Source organism: Aeromonas sp. S8(2024), assembly GCF_041403085.1.
In the GTDB taxonomy this organism is placed as follows: domain Bacteria; phylum Pseudomonadota; class Gammaproteobacteria; order Enterobacterales; family Aeromonadaceae; genus Aeromonas; species Aeromonas dhakensis.
This window is the reverse complement of sequence record NZ_JBGLRF010000011.1, coordinates 85477-107290: the sequence shown is the minus strand read 5'-3', so window position 1 is coordinate 107290 and position 21814 is coordinate 85477. Positions and strand designations below refer to the sequence as shown.

Genomic DNA, 21814 nt, shown 5'->3' with positions numbered 1-21814 from the left:
TCACTATGATTGGAATCGAGTTGCTCGTCGTGCTCGCCGCTATCTATCTGGGGGCCCGGATAGGCAGCATCGGCATCGGCTTTGCCGGTGGTTTGGGGGTACTGGTGCTGACCTGGGGCCTCGGGGTGCAGATCCCGAGCGATCAGCTGGTCACCTACATCCCCTGGGATGTGATCATGATCATCGCGTCCGTCATCTGCGCCATCGCCTGCATGCAGCTGGCCGGCGGGATGGACTACCTGGTGCACCTGGCCGAAAAAGCCCTGCGCAAGAACCCCAAATACATCACCTTCGCCGCCCCGGTCGTCACCTACCTGATGACCATGCTGGCCGGTACCGGTCACACCGCCTTCTCCACCCTGCCGGTGATCGCCGAAGTGGCCAAGGAGCAGGGCATCCGCCCGTCCCGTCCGCTCTCCATCGCGGTCGTCGCCTCCCAGATCGCCATCACTGCCTCGCCCATCTCCGCAGCCGTGGTCGCCTTCTCCGGCATGCTGGAGCCGTTCGGTGTTGACTACTTGACCCTGCTGGCCATCTGCATCCCCTCCACCTTCATCGCCTGCATCCTCGGCGCCTTCGTCGCCAACATGCTGGGCAAGCCGCTGGACCAGGATGAAGTCTACCTGGAGCGCAAGGCCAAGGGGCAGATCAAGCTGCGTGGTACCACCCAGCTCGAGATCAAACCCTACGCCAAGCTGTCGGTCTGGATCTTCATCGCCGCCATCGTGGCCGTGATGGCCTATGCCACTGCCATCTCCGGTAAAGTGGGCCTCATCACCAACCCGCCGATCCCCCGTGACGGCGCCATCATGGGCATCATGCTGGCCGCGGCCACCATCATGACTCTGGTGTGCAAGCTGGACGTGACCCAGGTCACCAACATGCCCACCTTCAAGTCCGGTATGTCTGCCTGTATCTGCGTACTGGGTGTGGCCTGGCTCGGCAACGTCTTCGTGAAGGGCAACATGGATACCATCCAGCTCATCGCCGGCGACCTGCTGAACCAGTACTCCTGGCTGCTGGCCGTGGTGCTGTTCTTCGCCGCCATGCTGCTCTACTCACAAGGCGCCACCACCAAGGCCCTGATGCCGGCCGCCCTGGCACTGGGTGTCAGCCCGCTGACCGCGATTGCCTCCTTCGCCGCCGTGAGCGCCCTGTTCGTGCTGCCCACCTACCCGACCCTGCTGGCCGCGGTCGAGATGGACGACACCGGCTCCACCCGCATCGGCAAGGCGGTGTTCAACCACCCCTTCTTCGTACCGGGTGTGGCCACCATCGCCATCGCCGTGGCGCTCGGCTTCTTCTTCGGTGGCATGATGCTCTAAACAGCATTTAATTCCACAAATGTTCAAACGGCCCTCTCTGGGCCGTTTTTTATGCCTGCCTTTCTGGTCAAACCATTAATTAATCCTTGTCCGCTTCAGTTTCTATCAAGGTTCGCAGGGCTACTCTGGGCTATCGGAACAGATAACCGATCAACAGGGCCGAGCACAGGTCCGACAGTGTTTACACCAGAGGAACGAACAATGAAAAAAACAGCATTGACCATGGCCATCTCCAGCCTGCTGCTGGCCGGTGGTGCGCAAGCCGCGACCGTTTACAACCAGAACGACACCAAGCTCGACATCGGTGGTCGCGCCCAGGGCATGTACTACGGCACTGATGACAACGGTTCTGAAGGCGACGCCAGCTACCTGCGTCTGCACGTTGCCGGCGAAACCAAGATTGCTCCGGAAATGCAGGCCTTCGGCTTTGCCGAGTACAACCTGCCGACCTCCGGTTCCGACAATGACGAGCTGCGTTATGCCTACGCCGGCATCAAGCACGATCGCTTCGGAGCCTTCAGCTACGGTCGTCAGGACGGCCTGTTCACCAAAGCCGTGAACAACTACACCGACGTGCTGCCCGAGTGGGGCGGTGACGGCCTGGGCAAGGACACCGAAGTGTTCGGCACCGGTCGTACCAATGGCCTGGCTCAGTACGTCTACACCTATCAGGGCCTGACCCTGGGTGCCCAGTTCACCGGCAACAACGATCCGCAGAACGCCGATCGCTCCAACCTGACTGGCACCAACAGCACCTGGAATCCGAAGGGTTCCGCCGAAGGCTTCGCCGTGTCTGCCAACTATGACTTCGACATGGGCCTGAGCCTGGGTGCCGCCTACAACCAGGCCGGCAAGACCGACGAGCAGGCTGCCAACGCCTCCTTCGGTGGCGACAGCGACGCCAAACTGTACGGCGTGGGCGCCAAGTACGCCGTCGGCGACCTCTACCTGGCTGCCACCTACTCCCACGGTGAAGACCACATGTACGTCAGCACCTTCAACGGTTACGCCGAGAAGATGGATGGCTACGAAGCCGTGGCCCAGTATGCCTTCGGCAAGTTCAAGCCGTCCGTGGCCTACCTGCGCACCGACGTGAAGGACAACGCTCGCGGCATCGATGACACCGCCACCGAATACGTCTCCATCGGTGCCTGGTACAACTTCACCGACAACTTCAACGCCTACGTTGACTACAAGATCAACCTGCTGGACAACGTCAACGGCACCCACACCAACTCGCTGGGCAAGAACACCGACGACGTGGTCGCCGTGGCCCTGCAGTACAACTTCTAAGTCTTCCTGTAGCCTACTGTATTTTTTACCGGCCGCCTGCGGCCGGTTTTTTTATGCCCATTCAGACGTTGACCCGCGCCAGACTCGACTCGCGATGAAAGCAGTTGGCCAGCAGCAGCAAGGTGGTCACGCCCACTGTGCCCAGCACCAGCCAGGGCAACCAGGGCTGCCCCTGAGCCATGGCGTAGTCATGCAGGGCGCCGCCCCCCACATACCCCGTCATACCTCCCAGCGCCAGCCCCAGCCGGCTGAAGCCCATGTAGCTGCCGCGCGCCCCCGGCTGCGCCAGCTTGGTCATCAGGGTCTCCCGCGCCGGCTCGGCGATGACGATCCCCAGATAGAAGCAGGCCAGCAGCATAAACACGGCTGGCAGGGTGTTGGCAAAGGCCACCAGCCCGATGCCGGTGGTCATCAGCAGTACCCCGGCCATCAGCCGGCTCTCCAGCTTGAAGCGCCGCTCGCCATAGCGCGCCAGCGGATAGAGCAGCGCCAGCGAGATGGCGGTCTCCAGGGTATACATCCAGCCAACCGCCGTGGTACTGCCCGCCATCTGCTTGACCAGGATGGGGAAGATCAGCATCACCTGCACCCAGAGCGCATAGTAGCCGCTCAGGATCAGCACCAGTCGGCAGAATGCCTTGTCGGCCAGCACCTGGCCGAGACCGGCGCGGATCGGGGTCGGCCGCACCGAGAGCTTGTAGGGGGGCAGGATCAGCAGGTTGCACAGGGCGGCGCAGACAAACAGGCCGGCCCCCAGCAGACAGACGTATTCGAAATCGAAGTTGAGCAGCCAGCTGCCGAGCAGGGCCCCCACCACGGCGCCGGCGCTCTCCAGCATCATCAACAAGGAGATGTAGCGACCCCGCTCCCGCGGCCGGGTGAACTTGATCACCAGCGCCGCCCGGGGCGGGTCGAACAGGCAGCCGCCGAGCCCCGAGATGATGCAGGAGAGGATCAGCTCAAGGCCGCTCTGGGCATAGGCCAGGCTGGCAAACCCCGCCGCCCGCAGCAGCATGCCGCCCACGATGAGCGGGCGCGCCCCGAACTTGTCCGCCAGCGAGCCCCCCAGAATGCCCAGCCCCTGCTGGGTCAGCTGACGCAACCCCAGCGCCAACCCGACCACCCCGGCCGCCCAGCCGAGCTGATCCACGAAGCGCAGGCTGATCATGGGCATCACCACGAAGAACCCCAGGATCACCAACAGGGAATCCAACGCCAAAAACCACCGCCCCAACCGCCTTGCCCGATCCACCATGACTACCCGTCCCCTGCTGCTCTGATGACATTCATATCGATTACTGCTCGTCGCCCGAATGACGCCGTCACCAAACGGACTCAAGGTGCTGCAAGCCCCTGAGTCGGTGTGGCAATATGCCAAAGCACAACGATTGATACTGCTATTCTGGAAGGACGCCAGATATAGTGGTAGCCGACAACTGGCTATATTTCATATTGGATTATCTTATGGCTATGACCCTCGACGATCTGCAGTTGCTGCTGGATGTGGTCAATCGCGGCAGTTTCAGCAAGGCGGCTGCCGTGCGCGGCTGGTCGCAACCCATGGTGAGCCAGCGGATCGCCGTACTGGAGCAGGATCTGGGCCAGCCTCTGTTTCGCCGTCACCGGCGCGGCGCCACCCCCACCCCGGCCTGCGAGCAGTTTCTGCCCGCGGCGAGCGCGGCCCTCAGCGCGCTGGAAGGGGGCCGGCTGGCCATGCAGGGGGCACCGGCCCTGCCGCGCATCCGGCTCGCCTGCCTGCCCTCCCTGACGACAGTGGTGTTCGGCCCCCTGCTGCTGGCACTGGTCGACGAGACCTTCGAGATCCGCTGCAACACGGATCACTCCGGCATCATCATGCAGGAGCTGCTGACCGGCGAGACCGACGTCGGCTTCATCCTCAAGTGTCCGGCCATCGCCGGCATCCAGCTCGAGCTGCTCTATCGCTCCCCCATCATAGCGGTGGCCTGTGCCACCCATCCGCTGGCCGGGCGGCAGGGCCTGACCCTGCAGGACATCGCCAACGAGCGGCTGGCCCCCCAGCAGTGGGGCACCGGCTGCGACGAGCTGATCCTGCAGTTGCGTCTGCTGCGCCAGGTGGCGAGCCCGCTGCACGCCATCCAGCCCGCCAGCGCGGCGCGGGAGCTGGCGCTGGAACACGGCTTCATCACCCTGATGCCGGCGCTCGCCATCGCCAGGGATCTGGAATTTGGCCGGCTGGTGCAGCTGGACGTGGTGGATCTGCCGCCGGATCACTGGGACGTGATGATGGCCTGGCGCAGCGGCAAGCGCCCCAACCCTGCCAAGGAGCGGGTACTGGAGGCCGCCCGCACCCTGGCCGCCCGCTGGGCGGGCAAACCCGCATAAAAAAAGCGCCGGACAAGTCCGGCGCTTCACTGTTGTCAACGGCCACTGATGATCAGTAGCTAGCCTTGAGGGTCACTCCGGAGAAGGCGCTGAAGGCGCTCAGCTGCACGTTCCAGGTCCCCGCCTTGGGCGAGTTCAGGGTGCAGGTCTCGGCGTTGCCACTCTTGTACGGACGGCAGTCATAGCTGCTGCTGGTCGGCACGCTGCCAAACTTCACATAGAGGTCCGCATCGCCGGTACCACCGCTGCTGGCGATCACCAGCTGGCTCTTGCCGGCCGGCACGTCGATGGTGAAGTTCAGCTTGCCACCCTTGGCGGCGGAGAGACCGGTCACCGGTACCCCGTTTTGCAGCACGCTGCCAGTGGGCGGAGTGGTGCCGCCACAGGTGGCATTGACCCCGACAGTGGTAAAGGCGGCCGCCACGTCGGTCACGCTGTAACCGAGATCGGTCGCCGCCTTGGTCACGCCACAGGCCCCCTGATCGAAGGTGGTGTTGGCGCCCCAGTAGAGACGGTTGGCCAGCACGAACACTTCGAAGGCCTTGCGGGTATTCCAGCCGCTGGTGTTGGCCAGCAGGTAGAAGGCGCGGTTGTAGACACCCGAGCTGTGGTGCACGTCGATGCCGTCATAGTAGTCGCTGGCGTGGCCGATGGAGCTGCCATCCCGGGTCGGATCCTCGAAATAGCGCAGGGAGCCGTTGCCCTTGAAGATCTGGGCGCCCACCAGCCAGTCGTTGCTGCCCTTCATGTAGTTCTCGGCCGCTTCCCCCGCCATGTCGGAGAAGGCCTCGTTGATGCCGCCCGACTGGCCGGAGTAGACCAGCCCCGAGTTCTGCTCGGTGAAACCGTGGCTCACCTCGTGGGCTGCCACGTCCAGGCTCACCAGCGGATAGAAGGTAGTGGCGCCGTCACCGAAGGTCATCTGGCTGCCGTCCCAGAAGGCATTCTCGTAGTTGCGGCTGTAGTGCACCCGCATCTTCAGCTTGAAGGTCAGCGGCGCCGTGTTGTACCAGTTGCGGTACATGTCGAACACCACGTTGCCGAAGTAGTGGGCATCGTTGAGCGGCGAGTAGGCACCGTTGATCTCCTTGACCGTGTTCTCCGGGCAGGTGAACTGGTGGATGGTGCCGCCCGTGGTGGCGTGATTCATGTTGAGGGTGTCAACGTTGGCACTGGTCATGCGGCAGTTGTCATCCACCTGCAGCGGGCCGAAGTCGGAGCCGTAGAAATATTTGCCGGTCTTGATGTTGCCGCCCGGGCCGGTGGCATCCTTGTGGTTGATCCCTTCCCAGCGCTTGAGCTCGTTGCCGGTCTGGGCATCGATCATCACGAAGGGACGGCTCGGCTCTTCGCTCGCCGCCAGCCAAGAGACCAGATAGACCAGCTTGGCCTGACCCGCGTCATCCTGCATCACGAACAGCTTGACCCGCTCGTTGCTGCCCTTGGCCCCGGCCCGCGCCTTGCTGGCGGCATCGGCCGGCGACAGGGCCGCGGTCGGGCTGGCCAGATCGGCATCGATCTGGCGCAGGATCTGGCCGGAGACCTGGCTGATCTGGCCACCGAGGGACTGTTCGGCCACCAGCACCTGACCCCAGACCGGGATACCGTGCCAGGTCTGCTCATAGCGTACCCGCTGCTGGCCGTTGGGCAGCTTGACTGCCCGCACCTGGCGGAACTCGCCATCCCCGGCCAGCGCGCTGACGCCGGCGGCACCGCTCGGTGCTCCCTGAATGCCGGCAACCTGATGTACGTCAACCTGTTCTGCAGCCAAGGCTGCGCTTCCCCAGCAGGCCAATACCACGGCCAAATAGACTTTGTTCATCCGTCTTTTCCTTAAGTCGATGAAGATTACACGCCGGGTCCGTTGCCCAGCGCTCCTACACTAGTTGGCGCGATCGGAATTGCTGCCTGTCATATGTGACAGCCCAGCATGAATCCATAGCAGAATCTGCTGTTGCCTGTTTTTGGTAGCGTAAAGAGCCGAAAAAATGGCGAATAACACCAGGAAAGGCCGAACAATGACAAAGCGCCCCAATGACGGTCGGAGCCGCCCCTCCATATGGGGATAGCGCAGCCTTGATAACGGCTGAAAGTCCTTGGCTAACAAGGGGTTGATTGGCTACATTGGCGGTTCGACGGCCCATTGCGGGCCCCTGCTGCAACGGGAGGTGCGGATGTTTTCATGGCAACTGGATGACGAGCTGGCGCTACTGTTCCTGCAGCCCGACATGGCCAGCGAACTCTTTGCCCTCTGTCGGGAGAATCGCGACTACCTGACCCAGTGGCTACCCTGGCCCCCCTACATTCAGCAACCCGCCGACAGCGCCACCTTCATCCGCCACGCCATCGAGAAATTCGCCCGCGGCGAGGGGCTGACCACCGCCATCGAGTATCAGGGGGAGGTAGTCGGCGTCATCGGTTACAACCAGATCGACAAGGCGCTGGCCAAAGTCAGCATCGGCTACTGGCTGGCCGAGCGCTGGCAGGGCAACGGCATCATCACCCGCGCCTGCCAGGCCCTGATCCATCACGCCTTCGAAGAGATGGGGATGGAGAAGGTGGAGATCAGCGCCGCCATCGACAACGAGCCCAGCCGGGCAGTCTGCGAGCGCCTCGGCATGCAGCAGGAGGGGATCACCCGCCGTGCCGAGCGGCTGGCCAACAGAGTCGTGGATCACGTTCACTACAGCCTGCTGCGCGACGAGTGGCTTGGGCAGAGGGATCACTGATGGCACTGCCACACCTGTGCACGGCCCGCAGCCGGCTCACCGTACTGCCTCCCGAGCGGGCCGATCTGATGCTGGATTTCTATCTGCGCAACCGCGCTCACCTCACCCCCTGGGAGCCCAGCCGGGACGAGAGCTTCTATACCCTGAGCCACTGGCACGGCCGGCTGCGCGACAGCTACGGCCAGTTCTTCAACGGCAGCGGGGTGCACCTGGTAGCGCTCGAGCCGGATGGCGAGCAGGTGATCGCCACCTGCAACTTCACCAATATCCTGATGGGGGCCTTCAAGGCCTGCCACCTGGGCTACGCCATCGATCAGGCCCACCAGGGACAGGGGCTGATGCAGGAGATCGTCGGGGCCGGCATCGACTATCTGTTCAGGGAGCACGGCCTGCACCGCATCATGGCCAGCTACATGCCGGCCAATCAGCGCAGCGGCGCCCTGCTCGAGCGGCTCGGCTTCGAGCGGGAGGGGTACGCCAAAGGCTACCTGATGATCAACGGCCGCTGGGAGGATCATATCCTCACCGCGCGCCTCAACCCCGCGCTCTAACCGGTTCCCGAGCCGGCAAGAATCCCGTCAAAGGCGGGGAACGGACATAAAAAACGGGCCCGAAGTTACCTTCGGGCCCGTTTTTCAGATGAGGTGCAGGCTTAGTTGGCCTTGGCATCGCTCACTGCGGCTTCTGCCTTGGTGGCTACGTCAGCGGCAGCCTTCTCAACGGTTGCAGTCGCTTCGGAAGCAGCCTTCTCTACGGTAGAGGTGGCTTCGCTAGCGGCTTTCTCAACAGTTGCAGCAACGTCGGCGGCCGGAGTAGCGGCCGGTGCGGCGGCTTCTTCTTTCTGACCACAAGCGGTCAACATCAGACCCAGGATACCGGCTACCAGTACTTTGTTCATGTGCATACCCTCAGAAAAATATGGAGAGATGGTCGGTACAACCATCACAGTGCGTCCTTTCACCCGGTGAAAAAACCATATGCCGGGAGCCAAGAGGCGCGCGAAATATATCCCCATACGCGCCCAATGAAAACGAGTATCACAATGATATTTTCTCGTTGGTTGGATGAAAAGAACTACTACAGCGACAAACATTAATACAAAACACTGTAAACGGCGCAGTTTTGTACAATAAAACGCCACAGGCCCCGTGATTGCTGGCAATAAACGGTTATTGCATGGTGCCGGCCATCACGCACATAGACCGCCTCAGTCAGACAGGATCTGACAAGCCAGGCGCTTACCCTCGCGAGCGCTGTCGCGGGCCAGGTCCAGCAGCGCCATCACCGCCAGCGCCTCGCCGGCCGGCACCGGGTTGTCGCCTTCCCCACGGATGGCGGCACAGACGCCGCGATAGTAGGCGCCGTAATCCCCCGCCTCGCCGGCCACGCTCTGCTGCTGCAGCTGACCATCGCGGATCCGGCTGAGCTGGCCGGGTTCGTTGTCCACTCCCCAGTCTGCCGCAGGCGGCCGCTTGCCGAGCTTGAGCTGCTCCTCCTGCACATCCATGCCGAACTTGATGAAGGAGCCCTCGCTACCGTGGATGACGAAACGCGGCATGGTGGCCGACACCAGGCAGCTGCCGTGCAGCACGACCCGCATCTCGCCATAGCCCAGCACCACGTGGAAGTAGTCATCCGCCAGGGCACCGGGGCGCTGCTGGGCCAGATCCGCCTGCAGCCAGTCCGGCTGACCGAACAGCTGCAGCGACTGATCGAGGATGTGGGGGCCGAGATCGAACCAGAGGCCGGAGCCCGGACCGCCCGCCTCGCGCCAGCGCTGGCGCACCTCGGGACGATAGCGATCGAAGTGGGATTCGAACTGGGCAACTTGACCGAGCGCCCCCTCCGCCAGCAAGCGGCGTACGGTAAGAAAGTCCCCGTCCCAGCGCCGGTTGTGGAAGATGCTGAGCAGTCGCTGCTGCTTCTGCGCCAGCTCCACCAGCGCCTGCGCCTCGGCCAGGTCCAGGGCGAACGGCTTGTCGATCACCACGTGCTTGCCGGCCAGCAGCGCCTCGCGGGCGATGGGGGCATGGGTGTCGTTGGGGGTGGCGATCACCACCAGATCGACCGAGGGGTCTGCCAGCACCTCGGCCAGCGAACCGACCCGGCAGCCGGGCAGATCGCTCTGCACCCTGGCGGCATCCCGGCTCACCACCCAGCCGAGGGAGAGCCCGGGCGTGCTGGTCAGAAACGGGGCGTGAAAGGTTTGGCCTGCAAAGCCGTAGCCCACCAGGGCGGCATTGATTGTGTGGCTCATCCGGTTTTCTCCACGGGTAGCTGTGTCATGAGATGCAGGCGAACCTTTGGCCTGCCAAAAGAGAAGGGGGCCCAAGGCCCCCTGAGTGTGCCCATCAGAGCACAGGATTTATTGCAAACACAAGCGCCGGCCCTGGCGGGTCATCAGCACCAGCAGCGGGGGCAGCAACAGCCACATGTGCAGCGCCAGCTGGTTCAGCGGGTCGTGCATCAGCGCGCCGATAAAGCCCACCAGCGCACCGGAGCCGCTCATCTGGAACAGGCCGAGCAGGGCGGCGGCGGTACCGGCGCAGTGACCGAACGGTGCCAGCGCCATGCCGGCGGCAGAACCCAGGATCATGGCAAAGCCGATGCTGGAGAGGAACACCGGGCCCATCATGGCCAGCGGATGATCGATGTGCATCGACAGGCTCAGGGAGATGGCGGAGAGCAGCAGCACCAGCAGGCCGATGCGCAGGGTGCGTCTTGGCCCCACCTTGGCGATGAAACGGGGCGCCAGGAAGCAGGCCAGGATGTTGAGCGCTGCGTTGGCCGCAAACCAGTAGCTGAAGCCGCTCATGTCCAGCCCCAGCCGCACCATCAGTTGCACCGGCGCCGCGGTGACATAGGCCAGGATCACCGCCATCGCCAGCATGCACAGCGTCGCGTTGAACAGGAAGCTCGGAGAGCGCAGCACCGGGCTGTAGCGCGACCAGCTGATGAGCGGGCCGCCGCTGCGGGTCTCTTCCGGACGGGTTTCCGGCATCCGCCACAGCAGCCAGCTGCCAACCACGACGGCGTATCCGGCCATAAACCAGAAGTTGGCCGACCAGCCCGCCTTGGCGGTGAGCCAGCCACCGAGCAGGGGGGCCAGCGCCGGAATGAAGCAGATGGCACCGTTCAGGTAGGAGATCATCTGACCGCTCTTCTTGGGGCCGTAGCTGTCACGTACCACCGAGAAGGCGGCCACCGAGGTGGCACAGGCGCCGAGGCCCTGCAGCACCCGCGCCAGCATCAGCTCGCCGAGGCTGGCGGCAAAGCCGGCACCCAGGGCGCTCAGACCGTAGAGCAGCACGCCGCCGAGGGCGATGGGCTTGCGGCCGTAGCGGTCGGCCAGCGGCCCCACCAACAGTTGCCCCAGTCCCATGCTGAACAGGAACCAGGTAATGGTGCCCTGCATCAGGGTCACCTCGGCGCCTAGCTGCTCGGCCATCTGCGGAATGGCGGGCAGGTAGATGTCGATGGCCAGCGGACTGAACAGCACCAGGAGTACAAGCAGAAGAATCAATGGCATCAGTCACCTCGTGGCATGGGGAAATGGATTGGGGCGCGAGTCTACTGACTCACAGTAATGAATTGAAATGGTATTTAATCACTTCTGTTATTCCATTCGGGAAACATTCATTTTATCCACATCTTGCCATGACCCCGGCGAGGGTGATCCAGGGCAATTGGCGCTTTTCCTGGGCGCCAGCCCCGCATAGAATGCGCAGATTATTTTTGCGGAGGTGCTCGATGAACAAGCTTGTCCTGGCAACAGGGAACCAGAAAAAGGTGAAAGAATTGGCCGCCATGCTGGCCGATATGAAGATCCAGGTGATCCCACAGAGCGAGTTTGCGGTCTCCGATGCCGACGAGACCGGCACCACCTTCGTCGAGAATGCCATCATCAAGGCCCGCCATGCCGCCCGCGTCACCGGCCTGCCGGCCGTAGCCGACGACTCAGGCCTGGAAGTGGATCTGCTGCACGGCCGCCCCGGCGTCTACTCCGCCCGTTTTGCCGGCGCCGGTGCCAGCGACAAGGAGAACATCGACAAGCTGCTGGGCGAGCTGAAAGGGGCCCCCGAGTATCTCAAAAGCGCCCGCTTCTGGTGCGTGCTGGTCTACATGCGCCACGCCGACGATCCCACCCCCATCATCTGCCAGGCAAGCTGGGAGGGGATGATCATCGACGAGCCGCGCGGTCAGCACGGCTTTGGTTATGACCCTGTGTTCTTCGTCCCCGACCATGACTGCACCTCGGCCCAGATGCCGGCCGAGCTCAAGAACCAGCTCAGCCACCGCGGTCAGGCGCTGGCCAAGCTGAAAGCGGCCCTGGCGGCGGTCAACTAAAGCGCTGTCTCCCGCCGCGTTGTCATCTACAATGGGGGCCGTCGGCCCCCGTTTCGTTCGCGGCGCCCCGGCCCGTTGTCATCGACGACAAGGGCAACCCGACCCCTTTTGATTGTTGAATACTGGAAACCCCATGCTGCAACTGCCGCCCCTCTCCCTCTATATCCACGTGCCCTGGTGTGTCCAGAAGTGTCCCTACTGCGACTTCAACTCCCACGCCCAGAAGGGGGAGCTGCCCCACCTCGAGTATGTGGCGGCCCTGCTGGAGGATCTGGAACAGGACCTGCACTGGGCCCAGGGGCGCCCGCTCTCCTCCATCTTTATCGGCGGCGGCACCCCGAGCCTGCTCTCCGTGGAGGCCATGCAGGCGCTGCTGGACGGGGTGCGCGCGCGCATCGTACTCACCGCGGACTGCGAGATCACCATGGAGGCCAACCCGGGCACGGTGGAGGCGGACAAGTTCGCTGGCTTCCAGCGGGCCGGCATCAACCGCATCTCCATCGGGGTACAGAGCTTCCAGCAGGAGAAGTTGACCCGCCTCGGCCGCATCCACGGCCCCGAGGAAGCGCGCAAGGCCGCCGAACTGGCCCACGCCATCGCACTGCCCACCTTCAACCTGGATCTGATGCACGGCCTGCCGGATCAGAGTCTGGACGATGCCCTCTACGACCTGCAGCAGGCCATCGACTGCGCGCCGCCGCACCTCTCCTGGTATCAGCTCACCATAGAGCCGAACACGGCGTTTGCCTCCAAGCCGCCCAAACTGCCGGAAGATGACACCCTGTGGGACATCTACGAGCAGGGGCACGCCATGCTGACCGCCAAGGGCTATCAGCAGTACGAGATCTCGGCCTATGCCAAGGCGGGCTACCAGTGCCGCCACAATCTCAACTACTGGCGCTTCGGCGACTATCTGGGGATCGGCTGCGGCGCCCACGGCAAGGTGACGGATCTCGCCAACCAGCAGATCCTGCGCACCGCCAAGGTGAAGCATCCCAAGGGATATCTGGACCCGAGCCGCCCCTATCTGGACGAGCAGTGGCAGGTGAGCGCGGACGATCTGCCGCTCGAGTACTTCATGAACCGGTTCAGATTGTTTGAACCGGCCCCCAAGGCGGAGTTCGAGGCCTACACCGGCCTTGAATTGGAGCGGGTAGAAACCATGCTGACCATCGCCCAGAGCAAGGAGCTTATCGAAGATCTCGGCGACAGCTGGCAGCTCACCCCCCTCGGCCATCGCTATCTCAACGTGCTGCTCGAGCTCTTTATGGACGAGTGAATACGGGTTCACTCTCTTGCGGCAAGAAAGTGAATCAGCACCAGCGAATAGAAAAACAATCAGGGCGCCATTTGCGCCCTGATTGTTTTGGTTCCAAGAACCTGTTCACGGTCTGTCACGAGAGGCTGTCAGCAAGGTGAAGAGCAGCGCAGGAACCGGAGTGTGTAAGTACACATGAGGATTGCGAGCAGCACATGAGCCTTGATCACGGCCTCGCAGCAAGATCGTGGACAGGTGCCAAAGCAGGAACCCGCTCAGCAGCAGACGCTTACCATCTGCTGCTGGCCGGGCTCCCACCGCTTGCCGTGCTTGGCCTTGCGCTGATAGCTGCCCTTGCCCTTCTTGCTCGGCTCGACCCGGGCCTGGAACAGGGGGGAGGTCACCAGTGCCTTGAGGTGGTTGTCCTGAATGATGCCGCGCTGATGTTCGCAGGCGGGTTCGGCGGTGACGGAAGTCACCTTCTTCTTGGCCATATCGGCTCCTTTACGATGACTGACTCTAGTAAGCGATTGTTCAACGCCTGGCCGAAGTGGATCCCACGGTGGCGAAAAACGCGCCGATTGTGCGCCTCCCCGAAGCCGAGTGCAAGCTGAGGGTGGTGCAAGGATTCACGCGGCGGGCGGCAAGGGTTCGGGCCGATAGACGACCCGCACCAGACCACTCGGCAGCAGAGTGCTGGAGACGGGGTTGAGGCCGCCGGGCAGGGCCCCGGCAAACAGCGGCACGCCGGCCCCCAGGGTGACCGGCACCCAGAACAGGATCAGCTCGTCCACCAGGGCCCCCTGCAGACCCTGCCTCACCAGCTCCCCGCCATCCAGATAGAGGTGGCGGCTGCCCGCCTGCCACAGCTCGTCCAGCACCTGCGCCAGCGCCCCCTGCCGAAAGGAGACGTGCTCACGGGGAGCGGCGGGCCTGTGGGTCAATACCACCACCGGCTTGTCACCATAGAACCATTCGGGAAAGGCGCTCACAATGTCATAGGTGTTGCGCCCCATCAGCAGGGTATCAACACTCGCCATCAGCGCGCCGTAGCCGGTCTCTTCCTGGGAGTCGCCGTTGTAGGGGTCAAGCCAGGTCAGATCGCCCCCCTCTCCCGCAATGAAGCCGTCGAGGGAGAGGGCGAGAAAGGCGGATACCCGGGGCCGGTGCTGCTCAGTGCTCATGGTCGTGATGCTCGTGGCGGGAGGGAGCACCGGACTCCAGCGTCTCGAGGATGGCGCAGTGCTCCGCCGAGCGCGGGCCACCGCAGCAGATGTTGGAGAGCTCCCGCAGGTTGTCGCGAAAACGGGTCAGCTCGACGATCTTCTGCTCCACCTGTTCGAGCTTGGTGTCGGCCACCGCCTTCACCTCCTGGCAGGTGACCTTGGCCTTGTTGGTGTCGAGATCCAGCAGCTCGCCGATGTCGGCCAGCGAAAACCCCACCGACTTGGCGCGGATGATGAACTCCAGCCGCCGCTTGTCCTGCTCGCCATAGAGGCGATAGCCGGACTCGTTGCGAATGCCCGGCGAGATGAGACCGTTTTTCTCGTAAAAGCGCAGAGTATCCGCCTTCACCCCGCACGCCTTGGCCAGCTCCCCGATCCGATACATGCCTTTCTCCCTCCCAAATGAGTCAAGAACCACAACCGGCACCCACTATCGCCCCTTTGCCGGACGATTGCCAGTCGGCAGCGGGAAAGAGGATGCGGCCACACTTTTGCCATCAAGACACTGAAAAGACAAACGTTTCACAAAAAACCACCAGAAAACGTTTAACACCGCACCAGATAAGGCTTTGTCACTTTAAAAAATCCACCACGGGTCACATTTTTTGTGTAGAATACGCGCCCACAAGAGAGCGACGCGTCAAGCGGGTATTTCCTAAAACGCTTTTGCCTGGCGGCAGGTTTCAGGCGAGAGCGGTTTGCGAAATCCCCCACTTCCATTTATTTGGGGACTCTCTGTGTTGAGCCTCGCCTCCCATGGAACGGTCCCCGTTATGCTGAGGACGATAGTGTGATGGAACAAGCTCGACCCATTCGCCGTGCACTGCTGAGTGTGTCTGACAAGACTGGCATCGTGGAATTTGCCAAGGCACTCAACGAGCGCGGCGTGGCCCTGCTCTCCACCGGTGGTACCGCCAAGCTGCTGGCCGAGGCGGGTCTGCCGGTGACCGAGGTCTCCGACTACACCGGATTCCCCGAGATGATGGACGGCCGGGTCAAGACCCTGCATCCCAAGGTCCACGGCGGCATTCTCGGCCGGCGCGAACAAGACGACGCCATCATGGCCCAGCACGCTATCTCCCCCATCGACATGGTCGTGGTCAACCTCTATCCCTTCGCCGCCACCGTCGCCAAGCCCGATTGCACCCTGGCCGATGCGGTCGAGAACATCGACATCGGCGGGCCGACCATGGTTCGCTCCGCCGCCAAGAACCACAAAGATGTGGCCATCGTGGTCAAGGCTGCCGACTATGACCGCGTCATCCGCGAGATGGATGGCAACGGCAACAGCCTGAAACTGGCCACCCGCTTCGATCTGGCCATTGCCGCCTTCGAACACACCGCTGCCTACGACGGCATGATCGCCAACTACTTCGGCACCCTGGTTCCCTCTTACGGTGACAACAAGGAGGGTGACGAGGAGTCCCGCTTCCCGCGCACCTTCAACAGCCAGTTCATCAAGAAGCAAGACATGCGCTACGGCGAGAACAGCCACCAGGCCGCCGCCTTCTATGCCGAAGAGCAGGCCGCACCGGGCTCGGTGGCGAGCGCCATCCAGCTGCAGGGCAAGGCCCTCTCCTACAACAACATCGCCGACACCGACGCGGCGCTGGAGTGCGTCAAGGAATTCGACCAACCGGCCTGCGTCATCGTCAAGCACGCCAACCCGTGCGGCGTGGCCATCGGCAGTGACCTGCTGAGCGCCTACGAGCGCGCCTGGCAGACCGACCCCACCTCCGCCTTTGGTGGCATCATCGCCTTCAACCGTGAACTGGATGGCGCCACCGCCAAGGCCATCGTCGAGCGTCAGTTCGTCGAGGTGATCATCGCCCCCACCGTGAGCCAGGCGGCTCGCGACGCGGTCGCCGCCAAGCAGAACGTACGGCTGCTCGAGTGCGGCCAATGGATCACGCCGGCACAAGGCTTTGACTTCAAGCGCGTCAACGGCGGCCTGCTGGTGCAGGAGCGCGACCTTGGCATGGTGACCCTAGGGGATCTGACCGTGGTCAGCAAGCGCCAGCCCACCGAAGCTGAGCTAAACGACCTGCTGTTCTGCTGGAAAGTGGCCAAGTTCGTCAAATCCAACGCCATCGTCTACGCCAAAGACGGCCAGACCATCGGCGTCGGCGCCGGCCAGATGAGCCGCGTCTACTCGGCCAAGATTGCCGGCATCAAGGCCGAGGATGAAGGGCTAACCGTGGCGGGCTCCGTCATGGCCTCCGACGCCTTCTTCCCGTTCCGCGATGGCATCGACGCCGCGGCCGCCGCCGGTATCTCCTGCGTCATCCAGCCCGGTGGCTCGATGCGCGATCAGGAGGTGATCGACGCCGCCGACGAACACGGCATGTGCATGCTGTTCACCAACATGCGCCACTTCCGTCACTGATGGATCAGGGCCGCCGCCGGCGGCCCTTTTGTTGTCTCTTTTCACCTGGCTATTTTCACTGGCGCAGGCCCCAGGCCCGCCCGTGACCACGAATAGAAGCGAGCGATACGATGAAAGTACTGATCATTGGCAACGGTGGCCGTGAACACGCCCTGGCCTGGAAGGCCAAACAATCCCCCCTGGTAACCCGGGTCTTCGTCGCCCCCGGCAATGCCGGCACCGCCCACGAAGGGAGCATCGAGAACGTGGCCATCTCGGCTACCGACATCCCGGCCCTGCTGGCGTTTGCCAAGGAGCAGCGCATCGGTCTGACCATCGTCGGACCGGAAGCACCACTGGTGAAAGGGGTGGTCGATGCATTCCGCGCCGAGGGGCTGGCCATCTTCGGCCCGACCGCCGCCGCCGCCCAGCTGGAAGGCTCCAAGGCCTTTGCCAAGGATTTTCTGGCCCGTCACGCCATCCCGACCGCCGAGTACCAGAACTTCACCGAGGTGGAGCCGGCACTGGCCTACCTGCGCGAGAAGGGCACGCCCATCGTCATCAAGGCTGACGGCCTGGCCGCCGGCAAGGGGGTCATCGTTGCCATGACCCTGAGCGAGGCGGAAGAGGCGGTACGCGACATGCTCTCCGGCAACGCCTTTGGTGACGCCGGGGCCCGGGTGGTGATCGAGGAGTTCCTCGAGGGGGAAGAAGCTAGCTTCATCGTCATGGTGGACGGCGAGCACGTGCTGCCGATGGCCACCAGTCAGGACCACAAGCGGGTGGGCGATGGCGATACCGGCCTCAACACCGGTGGCATGGGGGCTTACTCCCCGGCCCCCGTGGTCACCGACGAGGTGCATCGCAAGGTGATGGAGCGGGTGATCATGCCGACGGTGCGCGGCATGGCGGCCGAAGGCAACGTCTACACCGGCTTCCTCTACGCCGGTCTGATGATCGATGGCCAGGGCAATCCCAAGGTGATCGAGTTCAACTGCCGCTTCGGCGATCCCGAGACCCAGCCCATCATGCTGCGCATGCGCTCCGATCTGGTGGAGCTCTGCCTGGCGGCCTGTGCCGGCAAGCTGGATCAGGTCGAGGCCATCTATGACACCCGCGTCGCCATCGGCGTGGTGCTGGCCGCCGGCGGTTATCCCGGCGACTACCAGCAGGGCAAGCCCATCAGCGGCCTGCCGGTGGAAGAGGCAAGCGGCGAGAAGGTATTCCACGCCGGCTCCCGCATGGAAGGTGATACCGTGGTCACCGCCGGGGGGCGCGTACTGTGCGCCACGGCCCTCGGCCACACGGTCGCCGAGGCGCAGCAGCGGGCCTATCAGCTGGCCGGGCGCATCAAGTGGGACGGCGTCTTCTACCGCAACGACATCGGCTGGCGCGCCATCGAGCGTGAACAGCAGCAGTAATGAACAGGGCCCGCAAGGGCCCTCTCTTTAGCTTGCCCTCGGCCAGCCTGACAGCATGGATCAAATGGCATGGTTCGATTGGCTCAACATCCTCCTTGCATCTCTCCCCTCCCTGTTACCCTTTGTGACAAAAAACAGCAATATTCACAAACAGTTCACGTACTGTCATGGCATCATGCCTGTGATGAATCCAGATAAGGGTTCATAAGAAGCCACATAGAATCGATAAGCATGTCGTTTAAATAAGGAAATCCCATGTTGAAAACTGTACGCCCCCTGTTGCTGCCCCTGATGTTTGGCCTGATGACCCTGCCCGCCATGGCCGGTGAGCTGGAGCAGCCGATGAAGAAGATCGGCTTCAACTACAAGCAGGCGGTCAAGGCCGAGGATGCCGCCACCATGGAGAAGTACATCAACGAGATGAAGGCGCAGTTCGACATCGCCAAGCAGAAGAACATGCCGGCCGCCAAGAAAGAGAAGTTCCTGGAAGGCATGAACGAAGTGCAGACCGAACTGGACGCCAGCCTGGCGGCTCTCAAGGCGGGTGACGAAGCCAAGGCGCGCGAGCACCTGGCCAAGGTCAACGACCTGAAGAAGGAGTACCACAAATATGCCAAACAAAAAGGCTGATCCCTTCCACTGGGATAGTCTGGTCCGCCTCACCCACTGGGGTGTGGCGGCCATCTGTATCGGCAACCTCTGGCTCAACGAGGCGGGCGAGGAGTGGCACGAGCGGCTGGGTTACCTGGCCATCGCCCTGATCAGCCTGCGCCTGGCGTGGGGGCTCTCGTTTGCCAGGGGTCATGCCCGGTTGCGAGCCCTCATCCCAAGCCGGGAAGATTTTCGCCAGCAAGCGGTGGAGCTGCGCGAGCGCACGCCACCGGCCCCCGGTCACCACGGCAGCGGCAAGCTGGCGGTATGGACGCTCTGGCTGCTGATCCTGGCCACCGCCGGCACCGGCTGGTTCCAGAATACCGAGATGGGGTTCGAACTGGGGGCTGACGACTGGCACGTCTGGTGCACCTGGGCCCTGCAGGGGATGATAGCGCTGCACCTGCTGGCCATCCTGTACACCTCCTGGCGCCAGCGCAGCAATCTGGTGAGGCGCATGTTGCCCGCCCGACGTCCGGGCGCCCCCAAGCAGGCCCCCATCCAACAGGATCAGGGCTCCTGACCCTGTTTGAGGCGAAACGCCAGCAAGCAAAAAGGCCGCTCATGATGAGCGGCCTTTTTAGGAAATTTGGTGGCCCCTGCCCGACTTGAACGGGCGACCAATCGATTATGAGTCGACTGCTCTAACCAACTGAGCTAAGGGGCCGAAATGTGCTTTTGCGGCGTGGATTATAGGGGATGTCCGTTAGCCAGTCCATAGGCATATCAACCACTTGGCGAGATTTCATCCATATTCAAGCGGTTCCGTGGTTCATCGTCAGCGCCCCATCGCCACGGATAAAACAAAGCCCCGCATGGCGGGGCTTTTTGACAGCGGTTACGGGTTGGACCCGCCCAGGATTACTCGTCCAGGAAGCTGCGCAGTACTTCGGAGCGGCTCGGATGGCGCAGCTTGCGCAGCGCCTTGGCTTCGATCTGACGGATACGCTCACGGGTCACGTCGAACTGCTTGCCCACTTCCTCAAGGGTGTGGTCAGTGTTCATGTCGATACCGAAACGCATGCGCAGTACCTTGGCCTCACGAGCGGTCAGACCGGCCAGTACTTCGCGGGTCGCGTTGCGCAGGCTCTCGCTGGTGGCCGCATCGGCCGGCAGGGCCAGGGTGGTATCTTCGATGAAGTCGCCCAAGTGGGAATCTTCATCATCACCGATGGGCGTCTCCATGGAGATGGGCTCTTTGGCGATTTTCAGTACCTTGCGGATCTTGTCTTCCGGCATGCCCATGCGCATGGCCAGCTCTTCCGGGTTCGGTTCACGACCCATCTCCTGCAGCATCTGACGGGAGATCCGGTTGAGCTTGTTGATGGTCTCGATCATGTGCACCGGGATACGGATGGTACGGGCCTGATCCGCGATGGAGCGGGTAATGGCCTGACGGATCCACCAGGTTGCATAGGTCGAGAATTTGTAGCCACGACGATATTCGAACTTGTCGACCGCCTTCATCAGACCGATGTTACCTTCCTGGATCAGATCCAGGAACTGCAGACCGCGGTTGGTGTACTTCTTGGCAATGGAGATAACCAGACGCAGGTTGGCCTCGACCATCTCTTTCTTGGCGCGGCGGGCCTTGGCCTCACCGATGCTCATGCGACGGTTGATGTCCTTGATCTGGGCGATGGACAGACCGGTCTCTTCCTCTATCTGCTGCAGCTTGCCAATGGCGCGCAGCACGTCTTCGTCCATCTCCACCAGACGCGGTGACCAGGCCTTGCCGGCCTGCTTCTGGTATTCGAACCAGGCAGTTTCGCACTCGTTGTTGGTGAAGGCCGCGACGAAGGTCTTCTTCGGCATCTTGGCCTGCTCAACGCAGAGTTTCATGATGATACGTTCCTGCACGCGGACCCGCTCCATCATCTCGCGCATGTTGTTGACCAGGCGATCGAACTGCTTAGGCATCAGGCGGAATTGACGGAACACGTCTGCCAGCTGGGAGATGGCATTCTGGGTATCTTCGTGCGCGCGGCCATTCTGCTGAATGGAGAGGCGGGTTACCTCGTACTGGGCGCGCAGCTCACCGAACTTCTCGCGAGCAACTTCCGGATCCGGACCACCGTCGCCATCATCGTCGGAGTCATCCCCATCACCGTCTTCGTCTTCGTCTTCGTCTTCATCCTCGTCAGCCAGATCTTCCTCGCTGAGCTCGGAGCCGATGTGAGTGGCGGTCGGTGCGACGTCGTCGGTCTCATTGGGATCGATGAAGCCGGAGATGATGTCGGACAGGCGCAGCTGTTCGGCTTCATACTTGTCATATTGTTCAAGCAGATAGGTAATCGCTTCCGGGTACTCGGCGACGGAGCTTTGTACCTGGTTGATACCGTCTTCGATCCGCTTGGCGATATCGATTTCGCCTTCGCGGGTCAGCAGTTCGACGGTACCCATTTCCCGCATGTACATGCGGACGGGATCGGTCGTGCGACCAATCTCGGATTCAACAGATGCCAGAGCCTGGGCCGCTGCTTCGGCAGCGTCCTCATCGGCGGTACCACCTTCAGCCATGATAAGATCATCGGCATCCGGGGCGTTCTCCACCACCTGGATACCCATGTCGTTGATCATCTGGATGATGTCTTCGATCTGGTCAGAGTCGACAATGTCTTGCGGGAGGTGATCGTTCACCTCGGCATAGGTCAGGTAGCCCTGTTCTTTACCTTTGGCAACGAGGAGTTTAAGCTGAGACTGCGGGGTTTGCTCCATAGAACTCATCCGGTTGGTGTTGCTAGGTTGCGCGTACAGTGCGCTGCTGCGCAAATAGCCAATTCTAATAGAAAACCGCCAGACATGCTATGTCTGGTTGCGGCGTCGGTCATGAGA

The 21814-nt window shown here is 62.5% G+C and carries 20 protein-coding genes and 1 tRNA gene; 11 read left to right on the top strand and 10 right to left on the bottom strand.

Annotated features, from left to right (window positions below; all coding sequences use genetic code 11):
• Window positions 1-5 precede the first annotated feature (5 nt).
• Entirely contained in the window at window positions 6-1325 is a 1320-nt protein-coding gene (locus ACB031_RS20490; RefSeq protein WP_005309503.1) for an anaerobic C4-dicarboxylate transporter, read from the top strand.
• A 201-nt stretch (window positions 1326-1526) separates the two neighbouring features.
• Window positions 1527-2618, top strand: a complete 1092-nt coding sequence (locus ACB031_RS20485; protein WP_268027229.1) for a porin — start codon at window positions 1527-1529, stop codon at window positions 2616-2618.
• A 61-nt stretch (window positions 2619-2679) separates the two neighbouring features.
• Here the strand turns inward: ACB031_RS20485 and mdtH are convergent, their stop codons facing one another.
• Entirely contained in the window at window positions 2680-3873 is a 1194-nt protein-coding gene (gene mdtH / locus ACB031_RS20480) for a multidrug efflux MFS transporter MdtH (RefSeq protein WP_005309498.1), read from the bottom strand.
• A gap of 209 nt (window positions 3874-4082) precedes the next feature.
• Between mdtH and ACB031_RS20475 the strand changes: the two genes are divergently transcribed.
• Window positions 4083-4982, top strand: coding sequence for a LysR family transcriptional regulator (locus tag ACB031_RS20475; protein WP_017764724.1), 900 nt, complete (start codon window positions 4083-4085; stop codon window positions 4980-4982).
• Between the two features lie 52 nt (window positions 4983-5034).
• On the opposite strand, the gene ACB031_RS20470 is transcribed toward ACB031_RS20475, so the two are convergent.
• Entirely contained in the window at window positions 5035-6804 is a 1770-nt protein-coding gene (locus tag ACB031_RS20470) for a M4 family metallopeptidase (RefSeq protein WP_010634996.1), read from the bottom strand.
• Window positions 6805-7156: 352 nt separating this feature from the next.
• Here ACB031_RS20470 and ACB031_RS20465 point away from each other — a divergent pair, with 352 nt between their 5' ends.
• Window positions 7157-7711, top strand: a complete 555-nt coding sequence (locus ACB031_RS20465) for a GNAT family N-acetyltransferase (protein WP_065017345.1) — start codon at window positions 7157-7159, stop codon at window positions 7709-7711.
• Window positions 7711-8262, top strand: a complete 552-nt coding sequence (gene rimJ / locus ACB031_RS20460) for a ribosomal protein S5-alanine N-acetyltransferase (protein ID WP_371140146.1) — start codon at window positions 7711-7713, stop codon at window positions 8260-8262. Before ACB031_RS20465 ends, rimJ begins: the two co-directional genes overlap by 1 nt.
• 101 nt (window positions 8263-8363) lie before the next feature.
• On the opposite strand, the gene ACB031_RS20455 is transcribed toward rimJ, so the two are convergent.
• The 3 genes from ACB031_RS20455 to ACB031_RS20445 all read right to left on the bottom strand — a co-directional run bounded on the left by ACB031_RS20455 (window position 8364) and on the right by ACB031_RS20445 (window position 11240).
• Complete coding sequence (locus tag ACB031_RS20455; RefSeq protein ID WP_005309486.1) at window positions 8364-8609, bottom strand: hypothetical protein; 246 nt, start codon at window positions 8607-8609, stop codon at window positions 8364-8366.
• Between the two features lie 309 nt (window positions 8610-8918).
• The gene (locus ACB031_RS20450; protein WP_017786488.1) at window positions 8919-9968 is read right to left on the bottom strand and encodes an oxidoreductase; all 1050 of its coding nucleotides are present in this window, start codon (window positions 9966-9968) and stop codon (window positions 8919-8921) included.
• 108 nt (window positions 9969-10076) lie between these two features.
• A complete protein-coding gene (locus ACB031_RS20445; RefSeq protein ID WP_054544163.1) occupies window positions 10077-11240 on the bottom strand; it encodes a multidrug effflux MFS transporter in 1164 nt (387 codons plus the stop codon).
• Window positions 11241-11461: 221 nt separating this feature from the next.
• Between ACB031_RS20445 and rdgB the strand changes: the two genes are divergently transcribed.
• Together rdgB and hemW are read left to right on the top strand one after the other, a co-directional pair.
• Window positions 11462-12058 carry an RdgB/HAM1 family non-canonical purine NTP pyrophosphatase gene (gene rdgB, locus ACB031_RS20440; protein ID WP_005309479.1) on the top strand — a complete coding sequence of 199 codons (597 nt, stop codon included), beginning with the start codon at window positions 11462-11464 and terminating at the stop codon, window positions 12056-12058.
• A 133-nt stretch (window positions 12059-12191) separates the two neighbouring features.
• A complete protein-coding gene (gene hemW, locus ACB031_RS20435; RefSeq protein WP_324043934.1) occupies window positions 12192-13337 on the top strand; it encodes a radical SAM family heme chaperone HemW in 1146 nt (381 codons plus the stop codon).
• Between the two features lie 254 nt (window positions 13338-13591).
• Here hemW and ACB031_RS20430 read toward each other — a convergent pair whose 3' ends face one another.
• From ACB031_RS20430 to zntR, 3 genes are all read right to left on the bottom strand, one after another.
• The gene (locus ACB031_RS20430; protein WP_005309473.1) at window positions 13592-13810 is read right to left on the bottom strand and encodes an alternative ribosome-rescue factor A; all 219 of its coding nucleotides are present in this window, start codon (window positions 13808-13810) and stop codon (window positions 13592-13594) included.
• A gap of 135 nt (window positions 13811-13945) precedes the next feature.
• Window positions 13946-14500 (bottom strand): dihydrofolate reductase family protein, encoded by a 555-nt coding sequence (locus tag ACB031_RS20425; RefSeq protein WP_371140145.1) that lies wholly within the window; start codon window positions 14498-14500, stop codon window positions 13946-13948.
• A complete protein-coding gene (gene zntR, locus ACB031_RS20420) occupies window positions 14490-14927 on the bottom strand; it encodes a Zn(2+)-responsive transcriptional regulator (RefSeq protein WP_005309469.1) in 438 nt (145 codons plus the stop codon). Before zntR ends, ACB031_RS20425 begins: the two co-directional genes overlap by 11 nt.
• A gap of 408 nt (window positions 14928-15335) precedes the next feature.
• Here zntR and purH point away from each other — a divergent pair, with 408 nt between their 5' ends.
• The 4 genes from purH to ACB031_RS20400 all read left to right on the top strand — a co-directional run bounded on the left by purH (window position 15336) and on the right by ACB031_RS20400 (window position 19502).
• The gene (gene purH / locus ACB031_RS20415) at window positions 15336-16928 is read left to right on the top strand and encodes a bifunctional phosphoribosylaminoimidazolecarboxamide formyltransferase/IMP cyclohydrolase (protein ID WP_201990357.1); all 1593 of its coding nucleotides are present in this window, start codon (window positions 15336-15338) and stop codon (window positions 16926-16928) included.
• A 110-nt stretch (window positions 16929-17038) separates the two neighbouring features.
• Entirely contained in the window at window positions 17039-18328 is a 1290-nt protein-coding gene (gene purD, locus ACB031_RS20410; protein WP_095592088.1) for a phosphoribosylamine--glycine ligase, read from the top strand.
• Between the two features lie 255 nt (window positions 18329-18583).
• Complete coding sequence (locus tag ACB031_RS20405; protein WP_005309462.1) at window positions 18584-18958, top strand: cytochrome b562; 375 nt, start codon at window positions 18584-18586, stop codon at window positions 18956-18958.
• Window positions 18939-19502, top strand: coding sequence for a cytochrome b/b6 domain-containing protein (locus ACB031_RS20400; RefSeq protein ID WP_279701872.1), 564 nt, complete (start codon window positions 18939-18941; stop codon window positions 19500-19502). The genes ACB031_RS20405 and ACB031_RS20400 overlap by 20 nt, the downstream gene beginning before the upstream one ends.
• Window positions 19503-19569: 67 nt before the next feature.
• Here the strand turns inward: ACB031_RS20400 and ACB031_RS20395 are convergent.
• Window positions 19570-19646: transfer RNA gene (locus tag ACB031_RS20395), tRNA-Ile, on the bottom strand.
• A gap of 194 nt (window positions 19647-19840) precedes the next feature.
• Entirely contained in the window at window positions 19841-21736 is a 1896-nt protein-coding gene (rpoD, locus tag ACB031_RS20390; RefSeq protein ID WP_322111590.1) for an RNA polymerase sigma factor RpoD, read from the bottom strand.
• Window positions 21737-21814: the final 78 nt, after the last annotated feature.

Coding starts and splice junctions, on each gene's coding strand:
- ACB031_RS20490 (WP_005309503.1), top strand. CDS start 6: ATGATTGGAATCGAGTTGCTCGTCGTGCTCGCCGCTATCTATCTGGGG.
- ACB031_RS20485 (WP_268027229.1), top strand. CDS start 1,527: ATGAAAAAAACAGCATTGACCATGGCCATCTCCAGCCTGCTGCTGGCC.
- mdtH (WP_005309498.1), bottom strand. CDS start 3,873: ATGGTGGATCGGGCAAGGCGGTTGGGGCGGTGGTTTTTGGCGTTGGAT.
- ACB031_RS20475 (WP_017764724.1), top strand. CDS start 4,083: ATGGCTATGACCCTCGACGATCTGCAGTTGCTGCTGGATGTGGTCAAT.
- ACB031_RS20470 (WP_010634996.1), bottom strand. CDS start 6,804: ATGAACAAAGTCTATTTGGCCGTGGTATTGGCCTGCTGGGGAAGCGCA.
- ACB031_RS20465 (WP_065017345.1), top strand. CDS start 7,157: ATGTTTTCATGGCAACTGGATGACGAGCTGGCGCTACTGTTCCTGCAG.
- rimJ (WP_371140146.1), top strand. CDS start 7,711: ATGGCACTGCCACACCTGTGCACGGCCCGCAGCCGGCTCACCGTACTG.
- ACB031_RS20455 (WP_005309486.1), bottom strand. CDS start 8,609: ATGAACAAAGTACTGGTAGCCGGTATCCTGGGTCTGATGTTGACCGCT.
- ACB031_RS20450 (WP_017786488.1), bottom strand. CDS start 9,968: ATGAGCCACACAATCAATGCCGCCCTGGTGGGCTACGGCTTTGCAGGC.
- ACB031_RS20445 (WP_054544163.1), bottom strand. CDS start 11,240: ATGCCATTGATTCTTCTGCTTGTACTCCTGGTGCTGTTCAGTCCGCTG.
- rdgB (WP_005309479.1), top strand. CDS start 11,462: ATGAACAAGCTTGTCCTGGCAACAGGGAACCAGAAAAAGGTGAAAGAA.
- hemW (WP_324043934.1), top strand. CDS start 12,192: ATGCTGCAACTGCCGCCCCTCTCCCTCTATATCCACGTGCCCTGGTGT.
- ACB031_RS20430 (WP_005309473.1), bottom strand. CDS start 13,810: ATGGCCAAGAAGAAGGTGACTTCCGTCACCGCCGAACCCGCCTGCGAA.
- ACB031_RS20425 (WP_371140145.1), bottom strand. CDS start 14,500: ATGAGCACTGAGCAGCACCGGCCCCGGGTATCCGCCTTTCTCGCCCTC.
- zntR (WP_005309469.1), bottom strand. CDS start 14,927: ATGTATCGGATCGGGGAGCTGGCCAAGGCGTGCGGGGTGAAGGCGGAT.
- purH (WP_201990357.1), top strand. CDS start 15,336: ATGGAACAAGCTCGACCCATTCGCCGTGCACTGCTGAGTGTGTCTGAC.
- purD (WP_095592088.1), top strand. CDS start 17,039: ATGAAAGTACTGATCATTGGCAACGGTGGCCGTGAACACGCCCTGGCC.
- ACB031_RS20405 (WP_005309462.1), top strand. CDS start 18,584: ATGTTGAAAACTGTACGCCCCCTGTTGCTGCCCCTGATGTTTGGCCTG.
- ACB031_RS20400 (WP_279701872.1), top strand. CDS start 18,939: ATGCCAAACAAAAAGGCTGATCCCTTCCACTGGGATAGTCTGGTCCGC.